Here is a 23,497-nt window from a genome sequence, read left to right on the forward strand (position 1 = left end):
AGATGGCGCCCCTCGGTCGACGAGCTGCAATACGCCGAGGGAAGGTGTACGGGTTCCGCGTCGATGTCGTTGCTTGTGAAGCGTTCCGATCGAGCCGCGGCCGCGGCGCGGTAGCCATGGCAGACGATGCGTCGCAGCACCGCAGGCGGCGCACTAACCTTGTCCGGGCCGGTCGGTTAGCCCATCAGGTCACCTCCCGGCATGCTGACCCGGCCGGCGACCGTTTCGCTGTCGAGCGTGAGGCGGACTGCACGGAGCAGCGCACGGACCTTGACCAGCGTTTCGTCGATCTCGGCCTGGGGGTCGGACAGCGCTGTGATGGCGCCGCCCGTGCCGGCCGTCAGCCGGCCGGGCTCGACAATGAAGGTCCTGATCACCATGCTCAGGTCGAGTCCGCCGTCGAATGAGAGGAATCCACTGGCGCCCGAGTAGATCCCGCGCGCTGCCCCCTCGAGGTCGTCGATGATGGACATGGTCCGCTCCTTGGGTGCGCCGGTCATGGAGCCACCCGGGAACGTCGCCTGGACACAGCCGATCGCTGAACGGCCGTCGGCTACATCGGCGCACACGACCGAGATCATCTGATGCACGTGCTCGTATGTCTGGACTCGGTATAGATCCTCGACCCGCACGGTGCCCGGCTTGGCGATCAGGCCGAGATCGTTGCGGACCAGGTCGGTGATCATCAGGTTCTCCGCGCGATCTTTGACGCTGGTCCGAAGGTCCTCGCGGAGGTGCTCGTCCTCGTCCGGGGTGGAGCCTCGTCGACGGGTTCCCTTCATCGGCTTCGACCTCACCGACCCGTCGTGGATCGTGAGGAACCGCTCGGGTGAGGCCCCAACGATTGCGAGGGTCTTTGTGCGGAAGAAGGTACTGAACGGTGCTGGACTCGTCTGCCTCAGGATGCGGAACAGGGTGAGTGGATCTACGTCCGCATCGATCGTGAGGTGATTTGTCAGGCAGACCTCGTAGGTCTCGCCGTCGCGGATGTGTTCCTGGCATGCGGCGATCATGTGGGAGTAGGTGGCAAGGTCGTGGCGCAGCACGACGTCGGGCCCGCATTCCGGTTCAGCGCCCAGGTCCGGCATGGGCTCTTCCGGGAGCCGATCGAGACGATCGGACGCGGACCGCCGCCACGCTGCGGCCTCTGGCGCCGTCATGTCGTCTTCCAGTGTGGCGAGCCAGGCAGTGGACGCCGAATGGTCGATGATGAGCATCCGGTCGGCGAGTACAAAGAACGCATCCGGATAGGGGGAGGTGTGGCGTTGGGCACCAGTCGTGAGCGACTTGAGTTCATAACCGAACCAGCCCACGTAGCCGAGGTTGAGCGGCGCAGGGGCGTCCACTGCGAGTCGGTGGGCGGCGAGCCGTGGGTTGAGGTAGTCGAAGATGGTCGCCGCCTCGGTTCGCTGGCCGTCGGGCCGGCTCACGGTCACGCTTGCTCGGCCCAGGTCATACTCGACCGTCTCGGAATGTGGGCCGCCGGAGCCACCGACATAGGTGTAGGCGTTGTCCTCCGAGTCGACGCCCAAGGTGTCGATCCAGAACGCGACGTCCTGTTCGCCGAAGAGGGCGCTGATCGCCGCCGCCGGGTCGGGTACGCTCTCCAGTCGCTGCCAGGAGACGCGGAGCTGGCCGCTTGACTCGCCCACCTGGGCCTGCGCGACCGGTCTGCGGGCACCGCCCGGTCGCCTCCGGCGAGGATCGCCGCCGGTGAGCCGCAGGAAGTTTGCCAGGAGTTCTGCTCCGAACTCTGTGCTGATCGATTCTGGGTGGAATTGGACTCCCCAGGCGGGCCATCGTTCGTGACGCACGGCCATGACGACATCGTCATCGGACCGGGCCGTGCAGGTGATGGCCGGCGGAAGGTCCACCGCTGCGAGAGAGTGGTAGCGGACTGCCCGGAAAGGGCTCGGGAGTCCCTCGAAGAGCTCACTTCCGTCATGGCGGATCCAGGAAGCACGGCCGTGCATCGGCTCCGGGGCTCGGACTATCCGGCCGCCGGAGACGACGCAGAGGCCCTGGTGGCCCAGACACACACCGAGGAGCGGGCGCAGCTGGTCCCGGACGGCGATCAGGCTGAGGCCGAAGTCCCCCGCCCGGTCGGGCCGCCCGGGGCCTGGGGAGATCACGATCCGGTCGATGTGGTCGAAGTCGAGTCGGTGCCAGGCTGCCAGGTCGTCGTTGCGGACGACGAGCGTTTCGCCCTGAAAGTTGGCCAGCAGCTGGTAGAGGTTATACGTGAATGAGTCGTGGTTGTCGATCAGAAGCGTGGTCACGCTCGGCCTCCCAGGATCGTCGCGACCGCTGCGCCGATGCGGTCCGGATCGTCCTGAGTGGTGCTCACCTCGATGACGAGTCGTTCGCCGCCGGTGTGCACATAGGCCGTAACCACCGATGGTGAGACCTCCCGCCGCCACATCGAGAGTTCGCGCCATGCGCGCACGCTTGACGTGCGCATCATCCATTCGTCTTCCGGCAGGTCCGACTCGGTGACCAGGAGGAGCCGGAACAGCTCCTCATCGGGTGGACAGCGCACTGCCTCGCGGATTCCGGCCTCACCGATGTGGCCGTTTTCCCGCGCCATGTTGATCGCCGTTTGGATGGAGGCGGCCGCGTCCTGGTCTGTGGTGAAGTCGAAGCGCAGCGGCGCCTCGAGTGTGGCCTGGCCGGCCATCCGTAGACTGCCGGGTATCGTGGCCGGGCGAAGCCCGACCCGCACGCCGATCGGCTCGTGTTCCGGGAGGTCCAGGACCTCCTGGAATGCCCGGCCCGCGAGCGCCAAGACGCTCGAGTTCAGGGTGGTCCTCGGATCTACGTGTTTGGTGAACTGCTCCAGGCGACCTGCCGGTTTCGGGGCGGACCTGCGCCGGTCCAGGACAGGACCCAGCTGGTTGAACCGGAACGTCGAGGTACCGGCCAGGTAGTGGGCCCACACCGCCGCGCTGTCTCCCGCCCGCGACGCCGACCATCTCCGGAACTCGTCGATCGAGGCCCCGAATGCGGGCGGTGGCAACAGGCCAGCGTCGTCGGCCATGTAAGCGTCCTGGATCGACCGCATCAGCGTGGCCGTCGACCAGCCGTCGAGGATCGCATTGTGCCAGCTGGCGACGATGGCGGTCGCCGCGGGCGCGCGCACGAGCCAGCAACGATAAAGCAGGTCGCCGGGGCCGAATCCCCGTGCGAGATCTGATGCGAGGATCTTGCGCGCGGCGGGGTCCAGATCGGACACGGACGGCACGTCCACGGCGTGGATCGGTGGCCCGACTGGGTCTGCCGCTAGGGTCCATTCTGGGCTGGCCGCCCATCGGGTGTTCACCACTCCGGTCGTGCGACCGACGTGGGCGACGGCCCGGGCGAACCGGGCGACATCGAGATATGTAGCGACCACGATAATGCTCTGCTCGTGCATGGGCTGGCGACCGAGACGATGCTTCTCCGTCCGTTGCAGTAGGCTGCGCTCCAGAGCCGATGTGGCGGTGACGGTCATGGCATCCGATGTTGCCGGCCCGGCGAGCCGGGCCGCGAGCCCACGCGGTGTTCGCCGCTGGAAGATGTCCGAGACGGAGACGGGTAGACCGGCTTCGGACAGTGCCACCGCAAGACGCATGAGGTCGAGCGAACCCACGTCCAGGCCGGTGAGATCGGTGTCCGACTCGAGGTCGGGCATGGCGAGCGCGCGGGCGCAGACGGCGACGACGGTTCGGGTCTCGCCGTCGCCGGCCCCGCCGACCGCCCGTGGTGCGGCAGCGCCCAGGTCGACGCCGGGCTGCACGAACGTTCGCGTGGGCGCGGCGAGCGCCTGCATGATGTGGTCGGTCAGCGGCGGACCGACATCGGGAACGCGGGCGGGGTCGGCGTGAATGTGGAGACTGGCGTCCTCGTCTAGCACGAGATCCAGGCTCACCGCGAACTCGGTCGCCTCGAAGGCAGACAGGATCTGCCAACGGTGGCGTTCCGCCGTGTCCGGTGGGATCGGCCTGTGCACGGTCAGCAGCACATCGGGCATACCAGCGACGCCGGCGGCGCGGAGTGGTCTGAGGAGATCGGTCAAGGAGACCGGTCGACGCCCGGCCACCGCGCCGCGGCCGAGGTGGATGACACGGACGAGTTCCCGGAAGGTCAATGCGCCGCCCGGATGCCAGGTGGCGGCAACGCCGCTGAACATGCCAGGCACCCCGTGCCGGCGGGGCGGGCGCAGATCCTCGGCCGTCAGCAGGAATCCGCCTGCCGGGACGGCGGCGGCGAGGGCGCTCACACAGGCAGCGATCGCGACCACCGCAGCGGTTGAGCCCGCGTCCGCGGCGATCCTCACCAGAGCCGCGCCATCCAGGCTGTGCGTCGTCGTCGCGATCGCGTCCGAGCGCCGTCCTGGAAAGCCGCATAGGTCGCGTGGGGGCGAGCCGAGCGACTGGGGGAGCTCGATTGGCACGAGCGTCTGCAGTTCGCGCGTCACGTCGACGAGCGGCACCGGCGCCGACGATCGGACCTCGTCGCCCTCGCAGAGTTGGCGCAACTCATTAAGGAGAGTCGTAACCGCCGGGCCGTCAAGCAGTTCGTGGAGCCAGGTCAGTGTGAGCACCGTATGCCTGTCGGCGTTGAGCAGACCGAGCGCGGCGGGCGCACCGGCGAGGACCTGGTCGGCGAGACGACTGTCAAGGTCCCGCAGTATGCGCTGCTGTTGCCGGTCGTCGACCCCGCTCACGTTTAGGCCTTCGAAGTTCGTGACCTTGGGTTCGTCGTCCACGACGAGGAGCCAGCTTCCGTTGTGTTCGACGAGCCGGCTGCGAAGAGCCTGCCATCTTCGATGCAACGTGCTCCAGGCGGCGGCAACGCCGTGGGGCTCGAGTGCCGGTGTCACGCGGTACGTCCGGGAGTCGACATAGCGTCGGCTTCGTGGGTCCGCTGTTCTCAGCCGGGCGATGGCCACCTGCAACGGCAGGGCGGGGAGGACCGCCTCGATGGTCACCGTTGCTCCAGATCGAGTTGGGTCAGCAGCCCGGCGAGTTCTTTGGCGTCCATGTCCAGGAGATCGAGCCCCGCGGGGACCTCCGATCGGGCCCCGTCGAGCAGGTCGAGGATCGCCGCCCGAAGTGCGGCGGCGTCCACGTCCCAGGCGCGGTCGCCCTGCTGTCGCACCGTCAGTGTTACGTGGGTCGTGTGTGCGGTCGTCGTCATGTCGACGACCACGGGTGTCGGCATACTGCGGGCGTTGAGCTGCGGTACTTCGAGCAGGTCATGGACTTCTTGGACATGTGCGAGTGCTAGCGCGGAGATGCCGGCCCTGGCGGTGTTGACCATGATGTCGGCGCTGCCCCATCCGCTCGTGTCGGCCGCGGCGCCGAGCGCGAGCGCGCACGAGCGCACGAGCTCCCTGTCGTCGCCGCTGACGTCCAGGTCGGTGGCGGCCAGGCCGACGTAGCACCCGACGCCCGTGGGCGCTGGCCGCGGGCCCGTCCTAGGGCCGAACCGCAGGTCGCGCTCGACTACCACGCGGGCCGTTGTTCGTCGCGCATGGGCGCTCCAGCCGCGAGCGACGACGGCGACGACGGCGGCTTCGACCGTGGCCGTGTCGGTTCCAGGCCGTGAAGGAATCTCCAGGCGGTGGATCGCTGAGGTGGCGTCGGCCTCACGCGACGGCGGGATCGTCACCGGTTCGTCGCCGGTGGCGCAGTGTGTCAGGTATCCCCATTCCGGGCTGGCGGGGCTCCCCCCGTCGAGGACATGATCGAGGTCACCGAGCAAGGCGGTCCAGCTCGAGCTGTCGACCACTGCGTGATGAGCGACCAGGGCCACCCTGGTGCGGCCGGGCAGGGCAGTGGAGGCCCACGCGACAAGTCGATCTTCACAGAGCTGCTCGATCGCGCGTTGCGTCAGCTCTTCCGGGGCTGTGCCCGTTGCGTGGAGCCAGATGTCGTCACCCGCTGTTGGGTCCAGCAGCCACCGTCCGTCGTGAAGTCCGATCCGTCCACGCAGGACCGGATGGGCGTCGAGAACCCGCGTGATCGCGTCGGTCATCTCCTGCTCGGAGACGGCTGCCTCGAAGGTCACGCCTTGGAGGAACGTGGGTCCGTCGGAGCCGAGATGCCACTGGACCACTGCGGGCAGTGGGACGCTCCGGTCTGGCGCGGGTTGCGGGTGGTCGACGAGAAGGTCGATGAACGCATCCAGCGACTGTGCGGTGTAGAGTGCTGAAATTTCGGCTTGAACGCCGTGCCGCCGAAGCCGGGTGATGACCTCGATCGCCCGCAGGGAATCTCCGCCAAGGCCGAAGAAGTTGTCGGTTCCTGCCACGGCGCCGGTTCTCAGGACGTCGGCCCACGTCGCCCGCACGAGCTCATGGGTCGCTGCTGGGATCGAGGTAGTGGAGTGGTCCAGCGCGAGCAGAGCGTCGCGGTCGATCTTTGCGTTCGCGGTCAGCGGAAGGCTGTCGACGATGACGACGCGAGGGACCATGAACGCGGGCAGCTGTGCGAACAGCCCCTCGCGCAGCACGGCCGCCGTGAGCGAGCGGTGGCCCGTGACGAATGCGACCAGTCGCGTTCCGGCTCCTCGACCTGAGGCGATGACAGCCGCCGAGGTCACACCATCGACGGACGCGCACGCACTTTCGATCTCGCCGAGCTCGATACGCCGCCCTCCGACCTTGACCTGCTGATCGCGACGGCCTTGGAAGACGAAGCGGTCGTGCTCGATTCTGCAGACATCGCCGGTCAGATACGTCCGCCCTGAGGAGCTGTCGTGGTCGGCGTGAAAGGCACCCCGGGCGTCCGGTTCGAGGTATCCGTTGCCGACGGCGAGGCCGCCAACCAGCAGCTCACCGTTGAGGCCTCGGGGTCGCATCCGGCCCCACCTGTCCACGACGAGCAGCTCGGCGTTGGCGACAGGGAGCCCAATGGGAACGACGACGCTCGCATCGTCCACCGTGCCGACGTGCAGCGCCACGTCGTCGCTGGCCTCGGCCGGGCCGTATGCGTTGACCAACGTCGCCCCGGGAAACATCCGCACCAATCTCTTCGCGAGACTCGTCGGGAATGCCTCGCCGGTGACATACAGGACCCGTATGGCCGGGTCCGTTCGCTCGGCGTTGGTGGCGGCGAGGTGATGCCACATTTCGAGATAGGAGGGCACTGCCTGCAGCACCGTGACGCCGGCGGCAGCGCACACTCTGGCCAGCTCGAGCGGATCCCGCAGTTCCTCCTGGCTGATGAGCCGCAGGCGCCCGCCCAGGACCAGCGGCGCCAAGATCTGCCAGATGTGTACGTCGAAGCTGAGAGGCGCCAGCTGCCCGAACACGTCAGTCGCCGAAAGATCACCGATCCGGATCATCTCGTCGAGATGGTTGATCATGCCGGCGACATGGATCTCGGCTGCCTTCGGGCGACCTGTCGAGCCGGAAGTGAAGACGATGTAGGCCGGGTCTCGGGGAGAACTGGGTTGATGGATCGGGCCCGACTCGCCCATGATCGTGCCCGAGGAGAGCTCGAGCATGACCGGCGGCGTTCCCATGCCCGCGAACCCGTCCGCCGGGCCGTCCACCAGCAGCACCCGGGCCGCGACGAGATCGAGCATGGTCGTGACCCGCGGCGGCGGGTTGTTACGGTCGATTGGAACATAGACGCAGCCCACTGCCCAGGTCGCCAGCATCGCGGCGACAAGGTCGAAGCTCCGCTCAAGGTGCACGGCGATGCGGTCGCCGGGAACGACACCAACGGCCTTCAGCATCGCGCCGATGCCGTCGACGCGGTCCGCGAGATGTCGGTACGTATAGGTGCACGACGACGTTTCAACCGCGATGTCATCCGCGCGGCCGGTCACGTGGGCGAGCACCCGGTCAACGACGGACCGCTGGTCGACCGCACGGTCAGGTCCCGATCCGAAGGCACGTAACGCTGCCGCCTCTCCGGGTTCCAGCAGTGGCACGTCCCGGAGCTGGGCCTCGGGGTCGTCGACCCAGGCCTGGGCGAAGCGGCAGAACAGGTCATGCAGGAGCTCCGCCTTTGCCGAGTCACGTCCGCGGACCTGCCAGCAGAGCTCCAGGTGATCGTCGTCCGCTATCGCTGAGAGGCTCACGTCGTACTGCGGCGCGACAACGCATTGGGCAGCGGGCGTGATGGTCAGTCCGGCCGCGGCCGCCGCGGCGGGTGGGACCCACGCCGTCATGACATTGAACTCGTAGTCGGTCAGCCACGACGAGCCGTCGGCTCGACGGCCCAGCCCGACGCGCCGGGCCAGCCCCACCACGCCGACGCTCCGATGGCGGTAGGCCATGAGGAACTCCTCGCGAAGTACGGAGCCCATTTCGCGGAGTGTTTGGTCGCCAGCGATCGTGCTGCGGACCGCGATTGAGCTCACCCCCATGCCCCAGGCGGCCCGGTCCGCGCGGCTGCGGATGTCGACCGGGGTGATCAGGACCAGGTCGTCGCTGTCCGACCAAGCGTGGGCGACGGTGGCATATAGCGTGAACAGGCAGTGGCTCAGCGAGAACGCCGCTGCGCGGGCGGTCGACCGCAGTGCCCTGGCGAGGTTGGCATCGACGGTGCGCTGCACCACGGTTACGGACCCGGCGTCCGGCTCTGGGCCGTCGAATGGCCTGTTCTGTTCAACACCGGCCAGGGACAACTCATACTGTCGCGACGCGGTCTCCGTGGGCGGCGCCGTGCCTGTGAGCCGCTTCGATGGAGGGGTCACGGGTTGGCCGCAGTAGGTGCTGAGCACGCCGCTGACGATGGCGTCGACCGAAGCACCGTCGAGGGCAAGGTGATGACCGACCGCGGTCAGCCACACGTCCGACGAGCATCGCTGCACCAGGAACCGTAGCCCGGGTTCGGTGTCCAAGGAGAACGATCGGCCGCAGAACCGCACCCGCCGAGCCTCCGCCGCCATGAGTCCCTGGTCCGAGAGATCCTCGATGGTCGCCTCCACCGGGCCTGGGGCGACCTCGTGGATCTCGAGCCGTCGACCTTCGGTCGCGTACCGCACGTGCAGGGCCGCCAGGGTGGAGGTGAACCGGTGAATGGCGTCGACGAGCCCGGCGACGTCCACGGGACCAGCGATCCGGACGGACCGGCAGATGTGGAACTCCGGCCCGCCGCCGACCTGAAGCGCGTGCCACACCGCCAGTTGGCCCGGGGTGGGCTCCACGGTGGCTACCACGGCTGGTCCACCCGTTCGATCAGCGCGCGCGCTGCCAGAAGGAATCGGCCTTCGCCCTCCTCGGTGCGGACGCCGGGCGACGTCGTCATGACCTGATCCCGGTAAGTGTTCCACGCCGTCGACCCGCCCTGCGCGAGTTCGAGCGCTGCAGCGGCGAACAGCGATCGCGCATGCGCCGCGTAGGGATTCATCGACTGGATCTCGGCGTAGGTCTCCGGGCCTGCGCGCAGCATTCTGGAGACCATAGCCTCGAGCAGCTGGTACGGCGGCGGGGCTGCCCGGTCCGGCGGATCAGAGGGAGCTTCGAGGAAGCGCGACGCGTGGCCGAACGCGAGGAGTGCGGCGTGGGCGAGGGCCTGCCATCGGGCGCAGAGCCGGTCATGCTCGCCGGCGTCCGCGAGCCGCAACACTGTGAGGCCGGCCCCCCGCAGCGCGCTGAGCACGTCAGGACAGCCCGACCCGGTCCGGTAGGTGACCGCGAGACAGACGGGGTTGGCGGGTGCGATGTTGCGCCCGAACATGGGGTTGAGGCCGATGGCTGCGCACCTCGGGTCCAGCCGCGCGACGAGCTCCGAATAGCTTGTCTTCGATGAGAGGAGGTCGATCACCACCGCATGCGGGGCGCATTGGACAAGCAACTGTTCGGCTGCCCGGTGAGTGACGTCGGACGGGGTCGCCAACACGATGAGGTCTGCTGCCGAGACCGCCGTCATCAGCTCGGGCGTGAGGGCCAGCACATCGCCGACCACGCCTGACGCCTCAACATCCTTGAGGTCGACCCTCGTGGTGCTGATGCCGGCTCGGTCGAGCCACTCGCACGTGATGCCTCCGGCTGTGCCCATGGCGCCGAAGACGATCGCGGTGGTGCCCTGGACCCGCGGGGCGAACGCCTGGGACTCCAGTCGGCACGCCTCACGAATGATCAGCTCGAACAGTTCCCGGGCGAACGTGGCCGACAGGCCGGCATCGGTCGCACCGGCCTCCGCCCGGTCCAGGACCTTCGAGACCTGATCCGGCTGCATGACTGACAGCCCGGTCCGCCCCTTGAGATGCGCCACCTCCAGGACCAGTTCGAGACGGCGGGCAAGGTGACCGACGATCTCGCGGTCCTCGGCTGCGATGAGTCCGCGTAATTCGTCCAGCGATCGCATCTCAGGCATTCCTCTCATCTCGTGCCGGTGCATCACAGTCCGCTGCCTGACAGGACCTCGAACCGGCTCCCCGGAGGGAACACGTTCGCGTGGATGCCTGCATCGGTGCGCCAGACGCGGTAGACCGAGTTGAGACCCGACACCGTCGCACAGCCCTGCCTGACGGTGAGAGCGGTGTTTTCGTCCACCAGGTAGCAGTCGTCGACCAGGCCCTCATGGATCGCGTGCAGCGTCCTTGAGACGGTGCCCCACTGGGTCCCATGGACGTCCACCGTGAACGGCACGAGCCCGAGTCCGTCCGCGGCAGCGATCGTCTCGATGCCCTCGTTTCGCCGTTCGGCGCAGACAGGCACCTCCAGACCTGGCAGGCGACGCCGCCAACCACCAAGGAGGGCCCGGTCAGCCGCGATCACGGCGCCCGCCGAGAAACCCGCGTAGGGAACGCCGTCAGCCATCACGAGCTGCCGCGCCTCTGCCGCGACGTCGTTGAAGGCGCTTTGATAGAGCGGGTTACTTCCGCCGCACACGAAAATGCCGTCGGCGTGGCGGAGTTCCCGCTGGGCCACCGATCGCCTCGCCGAGATTGTGACTCTGCGGACCGAGGTCAATCCCAGCTGTGTGAAGACGTCGACGAAGCGCGTGCCCGGGGTTCCGCTCTGCAGCACGTAGGCGAGTCGGCCGCCCCGGGCCCGGACCTGGGCGGCGAACTCGCCATACATTGCCGGCAGTGCCGCCGGGTCCCAGCCTCCGCCCAGCAGATACACCGAGCTCATGTCCGCTCCCGCAGGATGTCCTCCGCTGTCCAGGGTGGACGAAGAAGTACAGCCGCTCCGACGAACAGGGCGTCAAGGGCGGAATGCTCGAACGTCCAGAGCGCCTCTCGCGCGTCGCGCGCCATCGGTTGGCCCTTGACATTCAGCGAGGTGTTGAGGACGACCGGAACACCAGTGATCCTGAAAAACTCTTCGATGAGCGCCGCGAAGGTCGGGTTGGTCGCATGGTCGACAGCCTGCAGGCGAGCGGTTCCGTCGGTGTGTACAACCGCCGGTATGGTGGCACGCTTCGGGACGTGCACCGGGACCGCCACGGTCATGTGGCGCACGTCCGCGCCCGCGGGTATGTCGAAGTAGTTCGCCGCGTGGCTGGCCAGCACCGCCGGCGCGAGCGGCCGGAAGTCCTCCCGGAACTTGACCGTCGCGTTGACCTTCGTCCGCATCGCGGGATCCCGCGGGTCGGCGAGGATGCTGCGGTTCCCCAGCGCCCTGGGGCCGAACTCGAGCCGGCCCTGCGCCCACCCGACAACCGCACCGGAGCTGATGAGCCTTGCTGCCGCCCTCGCGGCCGCGGCGACACTCGGCAGAGATATCCACGCCCGACCGCTGCCCTCGGGTACCCCGGGATCTGGTCCGTAGGACGGGAAGGCGGGCACCATGGCCTGGGCCGTCTCGGGCAGCAGGGCCAACGCGGCGCCTACGGCCGTGCCCTCGTCGCCCGACGCGGGCACGACGAAGAGCCGTTCCACGCCGTGCTGGAGCAGCACACCGTTCGATACACAGTTGAGCGCGACGCCGCCAGCGAAGGCGATGTCCCGCGCGCCCGTACGGTCCATCCAGTGGCTGATAACGTGCAGAATCGATTGCTCGAGACGTCGCTGGCAGGCCGCCGCGACATCGGCGTGCTCCGGCCCCAGCCCCCCGTCGGCGTCCGGCACCGACGGTGTGGTCCGCTCGGCAAGCCACCGGCGTCCTGCGCGGTACTGCTCGCGGAACGGATCGTCGCGTGCGGAGTTCAGCAGCGGCACCAGGATGCGCCCGTCGCCAAGCAGCGTGACGGCGTCGGCCATGACGTCGGCGAACCGCTCCGGATCGCCGTATGCTGCCAGCGCCATGACCCGGTGTTCATCGCTGTTCGGCTGGAAGCCGAGATGCATGGTCACCAGCGAGTAGTACAAGCCCAGCGAACTGCGCATATCCAGCGCCATCAGATGGTCCAGCCGGCCCCCGCGCCAACGGTACACGCTGACTGAGTCGGTCTCGCCCATGCCGTCCATGACGACGGCGAGGCAGTCGTCGAACCCCGAACCGACCGCTGCGCTCAGAGCGTGGGCGCGATGGTGTCTGATGCCGGTGACCTGGACCCGGTCGAGCAGCTCAGGAAAGTGCTGCCCGAGGAGTTGCTGCTGACGCTTCGGTGAGTAGACAGCGGCGTACCGTTCTGCGCCGGACACGCTGGACTCCATCAGTCGGCGGTACGGCCCGAAGGCAAATCCATGGGCGACGGCATCGACGTCCCGGGGCTGGATTCCGGCTTCTTGCAGGCACCAGCGCATGGCGGCGGCCGGATAGCGGTTCTCGTATTTGTTCCCGGTGAAGCGCTCCTCCTGGACGGCCGCCACCAGATGGCCATCGACGAACAGAGCGGCTGCCGAGTCCATGCCTTGGAAGATGCGTCCCTCGTGCCCGACCAAACCCGGCTTTGCGGCAAGGTAGTCGGCGGAGTCGTGCAGGCCGCTGTAGCCGAGCACCACTCGCGGGATCACCTGGGGTCCCCGAGGCGTAAATCCTCGCCCGGCGTCCGGAGAACGAGGATGTCGAGGTCGGCCGCGACCGCCATCGCGCGCAGTCTGGCGCATTCTGACAGTGCGCGGGATGCGTTGCCGCTCGACCGGCCAAGAATGTGCTCCATCCCGGGCGCGCCAGTTCCGTAGATACGCACCTGTCTGGCCCCGAGCGTTCGCGCGATCTCCAGCACCTCTTCCGCGGTCGCACCCGCCAGTGGCTCGTCGGCCATGTGGCGTTGGCGATGGGCTGCGGCCAGCAGCGGCCCGTACAGCCAACCGGCGCGTGCGCCAGCCGGCTCGATGCCGATGACGAGCGCGTCGACGCGCCCGCCGATGTCTCGGTTGAAGACCGCCGGGTCGAGGCCGGTGGCGTCAGCGGCGAGCACAACCCCGAACTGGTCTGTCTCGACATGGAACGCCGCCTTGGCATGGATCGGGAGGTTGCCATGCTCTCCCAGGAACGGCAGCGCCGTCAGCCTGACCTCGTCGGTCTCGAAGGTTTCATACGGTCCAAGCTCAATCACCGAGGTGAACCCGAGGACCCTGGCGCCGTTCGCCAGGGACGCGTCGAAGCGGCTGCCGTCGACATTGCGCGGCACGACGACGGTGGGCTGCTGAGCCACCAGTGACAGCAGCGCTTCCGGACTGAAGTGGTCGGGATGACCGTGGCTGATGACCACGACCCGGACGTCGTCCAGGCCTCGGGCCGTGGGGCTGGAGGACGGAGGAACCGGATCGCTGACCAGGCGTCCGCCGCGAAGACGCAGCGCGACGCTGGCGTGCCCGAGGAATGTCGCCGCCCCGGCGCCGGGGTCGGGCGGTGGAACGGGCGACATGATGCCCTCGGTCCGGAGCCCCAGTGCCGCCGCACGGGCCACTAACGCGTCGGCGGGACAGGGGCGATGGTAGGCGTCCATCAGCGCCGCGAGCATTCCTGCAGCGCCCTCACCAACCTGCATGCGGGGGTCGTCGGCCAGACGCGGAGTGGAGCCGAACGAGGGTCGCCGCCGGCCGTCCTGCCACATCGCCGCCCCGATGGCGGGCCGGCTCGCGTGGGGACCACGCAAGATACGCATGCTGGGCCGGCCGTCGTCGGAGCGCCGCAGTTCGACACGTCCACGAAGTTCCGCGGGCAGGGCGCCGTATGCCGGAAGGGAATCGCATTTGACCAGTTCGTTTTGCAGGTCATTGAGTGCCTCGCCGAACCGGATCATCGGTTGGCTCACGTCCTCGTACCAGGCGAGATATCGCCGCACCTGGTCGAGGTTGACCGAGCCGAGATCGCAGAACGAACCCCCGGCCAGCCGTGTGTCCAGCACTGCCTTGGCATGCCGCTCCGGGTTGGCCACATAGGACCGGAGCAGAGCGACATGACGCTGGCGGTAGAAGCACGCGCCGATCGGATCGAGCAGGAACAGCCAGGCGGCCCAGCCGTCGACCGTGGGTTCGATCGCCACGTCGGGCGCGAAAGTTACCAACGACGGTTCGATCTTCTCAACACCGTCGGACATCGATTGAGATCGAGCAGGCTCATTTCGGACCAAATGACCGCCCCGGCTTGTCGGAAGCGTCAATTGTCCCTCCTGAGCTGAGACGGTGGACCGCTTGTGCCGCCTGGTGAAGGATAGCCTCATTGGCGCCGGTCCGTATAGCATCGGTCGACGGACGGCAATCAGCGCAGGTACGCGCACGGTCAGACGGAGGTTGCGTGTGATCGGGCCGACCCACACGAACGGGCAGATCGGGCGGCTCTTCGCCGAAGATGCTGCCAGCTCCTTCACCATCGAGGGTCGCGGACACCGCCTGCAGCGTGCAGACCTGGCTCGCGCGATCGGCGAGGTCGCCGAGCAGCTCGAGTTCCCTGCTTCTTCGAGAACCGTTCTTGTCGTGGCGCCGCGATGTCGAACCTCGACCACCGTGATGCTTCTGGCGCTCTGGGCCAACGGAATGGTCCCGCTCCTGGTCGACCGGGCATCGCCGACGGCTCGCGTCGATGCGGTGCGGCGGCTCGCCGATCCGAGCACGGTGGTGACGTTCGAAGGCGAGACCGGGACCAACCATGAAATCCTGGACGATCATTGGACTTCGGAGTACCGCGCCGCGGCGGTCGACACCTTCGATGGCTGCCCTGACCCCGCATACGTGTCGATGACGTCGGGTAGCACCGGCGACCCACTGCTGGCCCTGTGTCGCTGGCGAGGCCTGGACCTGGTCGCCCGGGAATGGGCGCGGGTGGCCGAGCTTGGCCCGGCCAGTAGGGTTCTCCAGTTCGCGTCGCCCGCATACGACGCCTTCTATACCGAAGTAGTGCCCGCCATCGTGGCAGGCTCGACGCTCGTGTGCCCCGACGACGACAGTTGGGCGGTGCCGTCCAGACTCGCCACGGCGCTGCGGGCGCGCAGGATCACACACTTCACCGCGCCACCCAGTGTCCTGTCGAGGGTCCTGGCAACGCCCGTGCCCCCGAGGCTCGAATTTCTCGGATCAGCGGGCGAGAAGCTCGAGACGACACTGGCGCGCACCGCACGTAGGCACTGCTCTCGCCTGGTCAACGCATACGGACCTGCCGAGGCGACAGTCTGCGCGACCGTTCATGTCGTCGACGGCAGCGAGGACGAGGTCCCGATCGGTCGTCCCTTGGAGGGCGTCGACGTCCGGATCAAGGATGGCGAGATTACCATCGCCGGGACGACCGTCGCATGGGGCTACCTTGGCCAACCGGCGGCCGGGACCCGGTTCGAGGCCGAGACACCAACGTCACCGGCCGTGTTCCGACCCGGGGACCTGGGCGAGCTGCGCGACGGTCTCATCTACTTCAGGGGCCGGCGCGACCGGCAGGTGAAGATCCGGGGTCACCGCCTCGACCCGAGTGCAATCGAGTGGCACCTGCGCCGGATAGCCGGCGTGACGGACTGCGCGGTCTTCGTCCACGGTGGCGATTTGGCGTGCCTCATGGTCTCGGACCGGCCCCTCAGTACGGTGTCGCAGGAATCGCGAACCATCCTTCCCGCCGCAGAATGGCCGGCACGGTGGGCCCGGGTCGACGCGATCCCGTATCTTCGTAGCGACAAGTTGGACGTCGCCCGGGCGCAGGTTCTTCTGGACCGCTTCGAGACACGAGACGCCCAGTCGGCCGGGACGGCGGACGGTCCCCGCTGGCTCGCGGAGCTCTGGGAACGCCATGCCTCCTTCACGGGCGACGACGCTGACTTTTTCCTCAGCGGCGGCGATTCACTCTCCGCGATGGAGCTGCTCGACGCCGTATACGAGTCGTGCGGAGTCGACGTGGATGTCGCCGACTTCCTGGCGGAGCCGACCTTCGGCCACCTTCGTCAGCTCGTGTCCAGGGGTGCAGGGCCGGGCTTGTCACCCGTCCCGCGACCACAGGCGGTCGTCGACGACGAATCGGTCGAGCTCCCTGGTCTCCGCGAACGCCAGCAGTTCTGACATCCGGTTGATGAACCCGCGACCGGGAAAGTTGAGCGAAGTGTTGCACAGCACCGGCACACCGGTGATCCGGCCGAATGCCGCCAGCAGGTCGTCGAGCCGTGCGTTGGCAGGCGGGACAACCTGAGGTCGGGCGCTTCTGTCGACGTGCGTGACTGCCGGAATCCGGTCGTCGATGACGCGGCAGAAATACAGCATGTACCTGTCCGGCGGACCGTCGAAGAACGTGTCGAAGTCTGCCTCTCGACAGCACGGCGCGATGGGCCGGTATCCCTCTCTGCCCTTGAGCGCGTTGAGGCGTTGCGTCATCGTTGCCTGCAGCGGGGACGCGAGCATGGACCGCTGGCCCAGCGCCCGCGGGCCGATCTCGGCCCGGCCCTGAACGAATGGAATGACCGCGCCGCCCGCGATCAGGGCCGCGATTTCGCGGGGATCCGCTCGCCTGTCACGCCAAGGCTGCGCGGGAACGGCGTCGTGCACGAAGTGCGCTCCGGAATCGACCGACCACTGCAATCGGTGGCCACCACCGAGCGCGTTCTGGATGTCCACCGCTGTCCCGATGGCGGAGCCGGAATCATTGGTACAGGGAGGCACGAAGACATCGACGAAGTGCCCGCACGACATCCAGCGCGAATTCCACTCACAGTTGAGGCCGCACCCGCCGCCGATGAGCAGTGGCAGGCCCGCCGGGAGCCGCTCGGTTGCCGCTTCGAGGAAACGATCGAAGATCCGGTCGGTCAGCAGACGCGCGGCGTGCCGGAAGTCCTCGTCCTCGAAGCCGCAGTTCCAGAGCGACGACGAACGGAAGTCCGCCTTCTTCAGCGTGAACGCCGACTCGGGTTCCAGGATCGCCCCGACGACACGGACGGCCTCGTCGCTGGCCTGGTCGGCGTCGCCGAACGCTGCCAACGCCATCAGCTTGCCGGCCACGTCGAGCGGCACGTCCCCACCCGGGAATCGTGGATCGGCCAGACAGTACAGGAAACCGTAACGATGGCCCGGTCCATGCAGGACGGGTATTCGCTCGATGTGCTCGCCGAACCCGTGCACGCGGTAGAACGATCCGATCACGCCTTCCCAGACCAGCACCGCCAGATCGGCCGACGCAGCTGTCGACATCCCCAGTGACATGAAGATGTGAGATCGCTCGTGGCTCGACGTTCCCACCACGCACGGCACGCCCATGACCGACCGCGCCCGCAGCCGCGGGGGCTCCAGCCCCACATATCCGGCCTCAAACGAGGATTCGAAGCCCGCGAGGCTCTTGTCCCACCCGCCGACGGCTATGGCATCGGGCGGAGATTCGAGCTTGAGCAATGACTCGACCACGACGACAACAGACAAGCCACCGTTCCTCGGGAACGAGTCCTTCTCCGATTCGAGGCTCCAAATCAGCCTTCCGTCCTCAACCAACGCGGCGGCTCCGTCGTGACCTGGGTTAAAAGCGAGGATTCTCACTACCTTCTCCCTCAGGCGCCACGCGTTGGCAGACGTCGACCGGGTGCCGACATCGGCGAGCGTACACACTTCCTTGTCGCGTCACGCGCCGTGCTCGTTGGAGAAAGGCGCGAAAAAGCCCGGGATCTCCTGTGCCAAGCCGTTCTTGATCGCCTGACGGTACACATGGCGAGCGACCGCAAGGTCGAGGACGCCGAGCCCGAATGGTGAGAACACGCGTGGCCTTGCCGGATCGGGCTCGAGAGCGCCGGCGATGACCTGGGCAAGAACACCCGAGACGAAGGCCCGGTGGCCCACGGCCTGCTCTGCCCGGTGCAGGGATGTGTTGGCCTTGAGCGCGTGATCGATGTCATCGACGATGTTCTGCGCGCGAAGAACCACGCCCACGGCAAGGTCGCGGAGCGAGAGATGGAGTACGGTATGCCGGGCCGTGAACAGGTCCTCAGCGAAGACGTGCGGTTCGACCGCGGTCGTTGTGAAGACCACAAGCTCTGAGCGCCGGACCACCTCGGCCACGGACGCACAGCGACCGCTGACGGCTGCTGGTCCGACGTGGTCGGTGAACGCGGCCGCCCGCACGGGGTCGACATCGTACGCCGCCACACTATCGAAATGCCAACCGTCCGCAGCCAGGAAGTCCAGCAACGCCCGCGCGATCACGCCACACCCCACCACGCCGAGACGCTGCCGCTGGGTGGACGGGTGCAGATGTCTGGCCGCGATCGCCGCGGACGCCGCGGTGCGAGCGGCCGAGATGAGGGAACCCTCGATACATGCATACGGAAATCCCGTGGACATGTCATTGAGTATTACGACGGCCGATGCACGTGGCAGACCGCGGCCTAGGTTCCCGGGGAAGCTCCCTATCCATTTCAGCCCGGCGTCGTCACCAGCATCGTCGGACAGCCGAGCGGGCAGGGCGATTATGCGGTCCGCGGGCCTGTCCGGAAACCGGAGAAAGTAGCTGTCCGGATTCACCGTATGACCGGTGTAATGCTGGAGATAGGCGGCACGCACAATATCCCGGATGAGCGGCCGCCCAGAATCCAGGATTGTCCGCACCGCCTGGACCCCGACCACGTGGAAGGTGCTCACCGACGAACCCTCGGAGTTGGAGAGTCGTCGGGCGACGCCCCGATGTGCCGCTCGACCCAGTCGTCGTTGTAGACCGTGTCGAGGTAGCGCTCACCATTGTCGGCGGAGATCCCGACGACCACGTCCGACGGCCCGAATCTCGACGAGTCGGCCCTGATCGCGGCCACGACCGCGCCGGTAGATCCGCCGAGAAGGAGACCGTACTCTGACACCAGCCAACGGCATGCGGCAACGGAGTCGCCCTCAGAGACATACTGGACCCGGTCCACCCGATCCCGATCCGCAATGGGCGGGACCTGACTCGTACCGATCCCTGGAATGTGACGCTTCGCTGGACAACCACCGAACGTAACCGATCCGATCGGCTCGACGGCCACGATCTGCAGTCGCTCGCGCATTGCCGACAGACCCATGCTGATGCCCATGATCGTGCCGGTGGTTCCGGTGCCGGCATAGATGTGCGTGACATCAGGAACGCATCTCATGATTTCCTGGGCAGTCGTGAGTTGATGAGCGGCCGGATTGGACGCATCCGCATACTGGTTGGGCCAGACATAGTCCGGATACTCCGCCAGTAGTTCACGGATGCGCTTGATACGTGTGCCGAGGTATCCGCCATTGTCGTCACGTCGACTGACGATCTCGACCACGCCTCCGTAGGCCGTGATAGCCGCTGAGTTCGCCGCTGAGATGTTCGGGTCACTGACACATACCGAGCCATATCCGCGGACTCGACACACGAGCGCCAACGCGACCCCGAGATTGCCCGAGGAGGATTCAACGACCGTGGATCTTCCACGGACGAGCTCGCCCCGCGCCTCGAGTGCGGTAATCATCGAACTCGCCGTCTTTAGCTTTATCGAGCCGGATGCGTGATAGCCCTCGAGCTTGAGCAGCGTTCTCGCGCAGGTGACCGACCCAAGGTCGAAGAACAGGTCGCCGAAGACGAGGTCCAAGGCGCTGGCGACGATCACTCCTTCACTCTAGGCGAGCCACCGCCGGACGAGAAGCGCCACAGCATCCCCAGTATTAGTCGGCGTCCCACATCGCGGCTTTCGCGGCCGCCGTGTCCCGTGCCGACCGCGCTTCCAGCGGCCTGTCTCGCTGGTTTAGCACCGCTCGCCTGGCGAGTCGACAGCATCGGCTTCCGTCTGGGCCCCGGCCGGGTCTGGTCATGCTCGCCCATTACGGCCACGCCCGTTTCGTTGTGGGCCGGGCCGGAACCGGGCAGCCCATGTTCGACCACGTCGACACGGCGCCGGTGATCGTGTCGAGGAGCCACGACAGGATCGGCAGCGCTCCGTCGAGCGACTTCAGGTGTTCGTCAGCAACTACTGGCAGGGTCGGCGCGGTGCCAACATGGTGGTCATCGCAGGATGCAGCCTCTGTACGTGCGCGTCGACAATGAGTCGGTCAGCCCTACTGGGAGCTGGTAGCAGTGCACGCGAGTCGCCATTCGCCGCACAACGCACTCGCCGCGGTGTGATCGCACCACGAATGCCTGCGTATCGTCCCGCACCGGCCCTCCTCCACGCATTCACGGCTTCGGCTCAGGTAGCGAGGTTGAAGGCAGTCCGTACAGGTCCGCCGCGGCTACTTGAGTAGCGCGAGCACTGCGACCGATGACAGAATCGCAACGATGGCGAATGCGATCGTGAAGGCCAATGTGGCACGATGCTTCGCGAGCCGAGCGCATCCGTTCGCATGGTTGTTGCCAGTTTCGTTGTCCCAATCTGTGTAGACATCATCGGGAAACCGTTCGATTCTTGTGAAACGATTCGACCAGTGCCGTGGTACAGCCATGGAACACCTGCCGTTTGTTCAGGTCGTGCTTGCGGTTCGCCGTCGAATTTCTCGATGAGCTGTGTGGTTGATCGGCCGTCGACATAGGGTAGCACCGCTACCTAGCCCCCAGTTGCTCATGACTTCAGACTCCGCTCTGAGGCCCATCGCGTAATCGCCGCCCTTGACGACGATGTCGGTTTCAGGAGTCGGAGCGCCTGCTCGGGCGTTTCCTCGTCGAATATCAAGACGGCGTCGACGCACGCTAGCGCGGCCAACATCGTCATGCGTTCACTCTGCGGTACTAGTAGGGCTTTGTTAGGTCGGCGTGTCGTGGGGTCGCTGGGACCGAGCGGGTAGTTTCATGCTTCGGTGACCCCTGACGAGCTTTCGGTTGTGCGGCAACGTCTTGAGGCGTTCGCGGCGGAGATGTTCGCGCCCATGGCACGTTCGGATCAGCGGGCGAAGGGCGAGACGTATCTGCGCGGGCTGTTGTTGAGCGGGCGGCGGAAGTCGATGCAGCCGATGGCGGAGCGGCTCGGGGTGGATCATCAGGGGCTGCAGCAGTTCGTGACCACGTCGACGTGGGACACGGCGGCGGTCCGGACGCGGCTGGCCGCCCGGGCGGTCGACCTCGTCCAGCCCGTCGCGTGGGTGATCGACGACACCGGCTTCCCGAAGGACGGCACCGGCTCGCCGGGAGTGGCCCGGCAATACTCCGGCACTCTCGGCAAGGTCGCCAACTGTCAGATCGGGGTGAGTGTCCACGCAGCCACCGACACCGCGTCGTGCCCCCTGGACTGGCGGTTGTTCCTGCCGGAGTCGTGGGACGTCCACAAGGCAGGCCCAGCGGCGGTGAAGGCGGCCAAGGCCAAGCAGCGCAGAACGTTGCACAACGCACGGCAGGCTGCCGCACCAGCCGCACCGACCGATACCACCATCGACGTCGAGGCGGTGACCGAGGCGGCGCGGCAGCGGCGGCGCAAGTCAGCAGTACCCGAGGATGAGGGTCACCGTCCGAAGTGGACCCTCGCTGTCGAGATGCTCGACAGCCTCGCCGGGCATGGGCTGCGGCCACCGCTGATCGCGGCGGACTCCGGATACGGTGACAGCGGCCCGTTCCGGGCCGCCCTCGACGAACGTGGCATCGCCTACAGCGTCCAGATCAAGGGCGAAACCCTCGCCCAGGCCGCCAACGCGGCACCGGCGGTCCCCGCCTGGTCCGGCACCGGCCGCCCACCGACCCGTCCGGACTACCCCGACGACGCGACCAGCCTGGCCGGGCACGTCCTGACCGCCGGACGCGCCGCAGCCGTCACCATCTCCTGGCGTGAAGGCAGCAAAGGCACCCTCACCTCCCAGTTCGTGATCCTGCGCGTGCGACCGGCGGGGCACCGCGTCCCCACCGCATCCGACGGCAGCCTGCCCGAACGGTGGCTGATCACCGAATGGCCCGACACTGAACCCGAACCAGTCACCTATTGGCTGAGCAGCCAACCCGCCGACACCACACCCGCCGACCTGATCCGCACCGCGAAACTGCGCTGGCGGATCGAACACGACTACCGCGAACTCAAGACCGGCCTCGGCCTGGACCACTTCGAAGGCCGCTCCTGGACGGGCTGGCACCGCCACGTCACCCTCGTCACCGCCGCGCACCTGTTCATCACCATGCTCAGGCTCGACCCAAAAGCGGATGCGCCGGCCTGACCCTCTACAAGGCCATCCACGAGCTGCAACTGCTGCTCGCAACCTGGACCGGCGCATGCCCCACCTGCCACCAAACCGTAAAACCGTTACGCCGCAACAACCATCGCCAGACCTAACAAAGCACTACTAGACGAGTAAGTCCGAAGTCTGGTCAGTGGTCGTAGGTGATCAGTGACCTGGTCACGGGCTGGCCGGTGGCGCGGTTGTGCCAGATCGCGGCGGTCATGGCCAGGAGGCGTTGGGCAACGCGGGCGGCGACGCCTTCGATGCTGCGCCCGCCATGCAGCTCCAGATCGAGTTGGCCCTTGAGAGTGTCGTTGACCGATTCGATGAGCTGCCGGATCGGTTTGAGCAGATGTTCGCCCGGTCGTGGGGTCCGGTTGCGGTACGACGGTCGCAGCAGCCGTACCCCACGCTCGGCCAGCCACCGGTCCAGCTCCGCGGACACGTAACCCTTGTCCGCGACGATCAGCAGCCCAGGCCGGTCCGCGATCAGGTCCGGGTCGTGCTCCAGGACCGCGGTCAACACTTGCCGCTCGTCGACCTTCGGCGTGGCCAGGGCCCACACGATCGGCAACCCGGCCGGGGTGCAGACCAGATGCAGGCGTAGACCCCAGAAAGACCGGGAGTGCGACGCGCAGTAGCCGTAGCCGGCCCACCCGGCCAGGTCCGAGCGTTTGACCGTCGGCCGGGACCGGCCGCACTCCACCGGTGTGGAGTCCACCACCCAGGTCGTGTCGTCCCACAGATCGGTGTCCGCCGCAACAACCCGGATCGCCCGCTTCAACAGCGGCAACGCGGCCCGCAGCCGCTTGTTGTACCCAGACTGCCCCGGCAGGTACGGAAACGCACCGGGCAGACGCCCCGGCACGAACCGCAGCCAACGGGCCTCGGACCGGACCCCGAGCAACGCCTGCGCCACCGCCAGGGTCAGCAGTTCCGCGTCGGACAGCCTCGGCGGCCGCCCACCTCTGCGTGGCCGCCCGAGCCAGTCATCGATCTTCACGTACAGTGCGGTCAGAAGGGTGTTGAGGTCTGTCGTCACAAACGGATCTTCAACACCCTTCACCCATGCCCACACCCCGGGGTCCGTTAGGACTTACTCGTCTAGCGGTCGAAGCAGCCTCCGGCGGCAATG

The 23,497-nt window shown here is 67.2% G+C and carries 13 protein-coding genes; 2 read left to right on the forward strand and 11 right to left on the reverse strand.

Annotated features, from left to right (window positions below; all coding sequences use genetic code 11):
• Positions 1–176: 176 nt before the first annotated feature.
• From pabB to AB0I21_RS08885, 7 genes are read right to left on the reverse strand one after another with little or no spacing between them, the layout of a single operon-like run.
• Complete coding sequence (gene pabB / locus AB0I21_RS08855) at positions 177–2,279, reverse strand: aminodeoxychorismate synthase component I (protein WP_360559773.1); 2,103 nt, start codon at positions 2,277–2,279, stop codon at positions 177–179.
• Complete coding sequence (locus AB0I21_RS08860) at positions 2,276–4,969, reverse strand: condensation domain-containing protein (protein ID WP_360559774.1); 2,694 nt, start codon at positions 4,967–4,969, stop codon at positions 2,276–2,278. The genes pabB and AB0I21_RS08860 overlap by 4 nt, the downstream gene beginning before the upstream one ends.
• Positions 4,966–9,156, reverse strand: a complete 4,191-nt coding sequence (locus AB0I21_RS08865) for an amino acid adenylation domain-containing protein (protein WP_360559775.1) — start codon at positions 9,154–9,156, stop codon at positions 4,966–4,968. The genes AB0I21_RS08860 and AB0I21_RS08865 overlap by 4 nt, the downstream gene beginning before the upstream one ends.
• The gene (locus AB0I21_RS08870; protein ID WP_360559776.1) at positions 9,150–10,307 is read right to left on the reverse strand and encodes a prephenate dehydrogenase/arogenate dehydrogenase family protein; all 1,158 of its coding nucleotides are present in this window, start codon (positions 10,305–10,307) and stop codon (positions 9,150–9,152) included. The genes AB0I21_RS08865 and AB0I21_RS08870 overlap by 7 nt, the downstream gene beginning before the upstream one ends.
• 32 nt (positions 10,308–10,339) lie before the next feature.
• Positions 10,340–11,080 carry a Type 1 glutamine amidotransferase-like domain-containing protein gene (locus tag AB0I21_RS08875; RefSeq protein WP_360559777.1) on the reverse strand — a complete coding sequence of 247 codons (741 nt, stop codon included), beginning with the start codon at positions 11,078–11,080 and terminating at the stop codon, positions 10,340–10,342.
• Positions 11,077–12,834 carry a carbamoyltransferase C-terminal domain-containing protein gene (locus AB0I21_RS08880; protein WP_360559778.1) on the reverse strand — a complete coding sequence of 586 codons (1,758 nt, stop codon included), beginning with the start codon at positions 12,832–12,834 and terminating at the stop codon, positions 11,077–11,079. Before AB0I21_RS08880 ends, AB0I21_RS08875 begins: the two co-directional genes overlap by 4 nt.
• Before the next feature lie 8 nt (positions 12,835–12,842).
• Complete coding sequence (locus AB0I21_RS08885; RefSeq protein ID WP_360559779.1) at positions 12,843–14,378, reverse strand: MBL fold metallo-hydrolase; 1,536 nt, start codon at positions 14,376–14,378, stop codon at positions 12,843–12,845.
• A 199-nt stretch (positions 14,379–14,577) separates the two neighbouring features.
• Between AB0I21_RS08885 and AB0I21_RS08890 the strand changes: the two genes are divergently transcribed.
• Positions 14,578–16,314: a non-ribosomal peptide synthetase gene (locus AB0I21_RS08890; RefSeq protein WP_360559780.1), complete on the forward strand. Its 1,737-nt coding sequence runs from the start codon at positions 14,578–14,580 to the stop codon at positions 16,312–16,314.
• On the opposite strand, the gene AB0I21_RS08895 is transcribed toward AB0I21_RS08890, so the two are convergent.
• The 3 genes from AB0I21_RS08895 to AB0I21_RS08905 all read right to left on the reverse strand — a co-directional run bounded on the left by AB0I21_RS08895 (position 16,234) and on the right by AB0I21_RS08905 (position 19,841).
• Positions 16,234–17,772, reverse strand: a complete 1,539-nt coding sequence (locus AB0I21_RS08895) for a carbamoyltransferase C-terminal domain-containing protein (RefSeq protein ID WP_360559781.1) — start codon at positions 17,770–17,772, stop codon at positions 16,234–16,236. The genes AB0I21_RS08890 and AB0I21_RS08895 overlap by 81 nt on opposite strands.
• 81 nt (positions 17,773–17,853) lie before the next feature.
• Positions 17,854–18,867 (reverse strand): 2,3-diaminopropionate biosynthesis protein SbnB, encoded by a 1,014-nt coding sequence (sbnB, locus tag AB0I21_RS08900; RefSeq protein ID WP_360559782.1) that lies wholly within the window; start codon positions 18,865–18,867, stop codon positions 17,854–17,856.
• Complete coding sequence (locus AB0I21_RS08905; RefSeq protein WP_360559783.1) at positions 18,864–19,841, reverse strand: pyridoxal-phosphate dependent enzyme; 978 nt, start codon at positions 19,839–19,841, stop codon at positions 18,864–18,866. Before AB0I21_RS08905 ends, sbnB begins: the two co-directional genes overlap by 4 nt.
• 1,204 nt (positions 19,842–21,045) lie before the next feature.
• On the opposite strand from AB0I21_RS08905, the gene AB0I21_RS08910 reads away from it, so the two are divergent.
• Positions 21,046–22,359: an IS701 family transposase gene (locus tag AB0I21_RS08910; protein WP_360559784.1), complete on the forward strand. Its 1,314-nt coding sequence runs from the start codon at positions 21,046–21,048 to the stop codon at positions 22,357–22,359.
• A gap of 151 nt (positions 22,360–22,510) precedes the next feature.
• Here the strand turns inward: AB0I21_RS08910 and AB0I21_RS08915 are convergent, their stop codons facing one another.
• Entirely contained in the window at positions 22,511–23,404 is an 894-nt protein-coding gene (locus AB0I21_RS08915) for an IS982 family transposase (protein WP_360559785.1), read from the reverse strand.
• Between the last annotated feature and the right edge of the window lie 93 nt (positions 23,405–23,497).

The organism is Dactylosporangium sp. NPDC050588, from assembly GCF_040654975.1.
GTDB lineage: Bacteria > Actinomycetota > Actinomycetes > Mycobacteriales > Micromonosporaceae > Dactylosporangium > Dactylosporangium maewongense.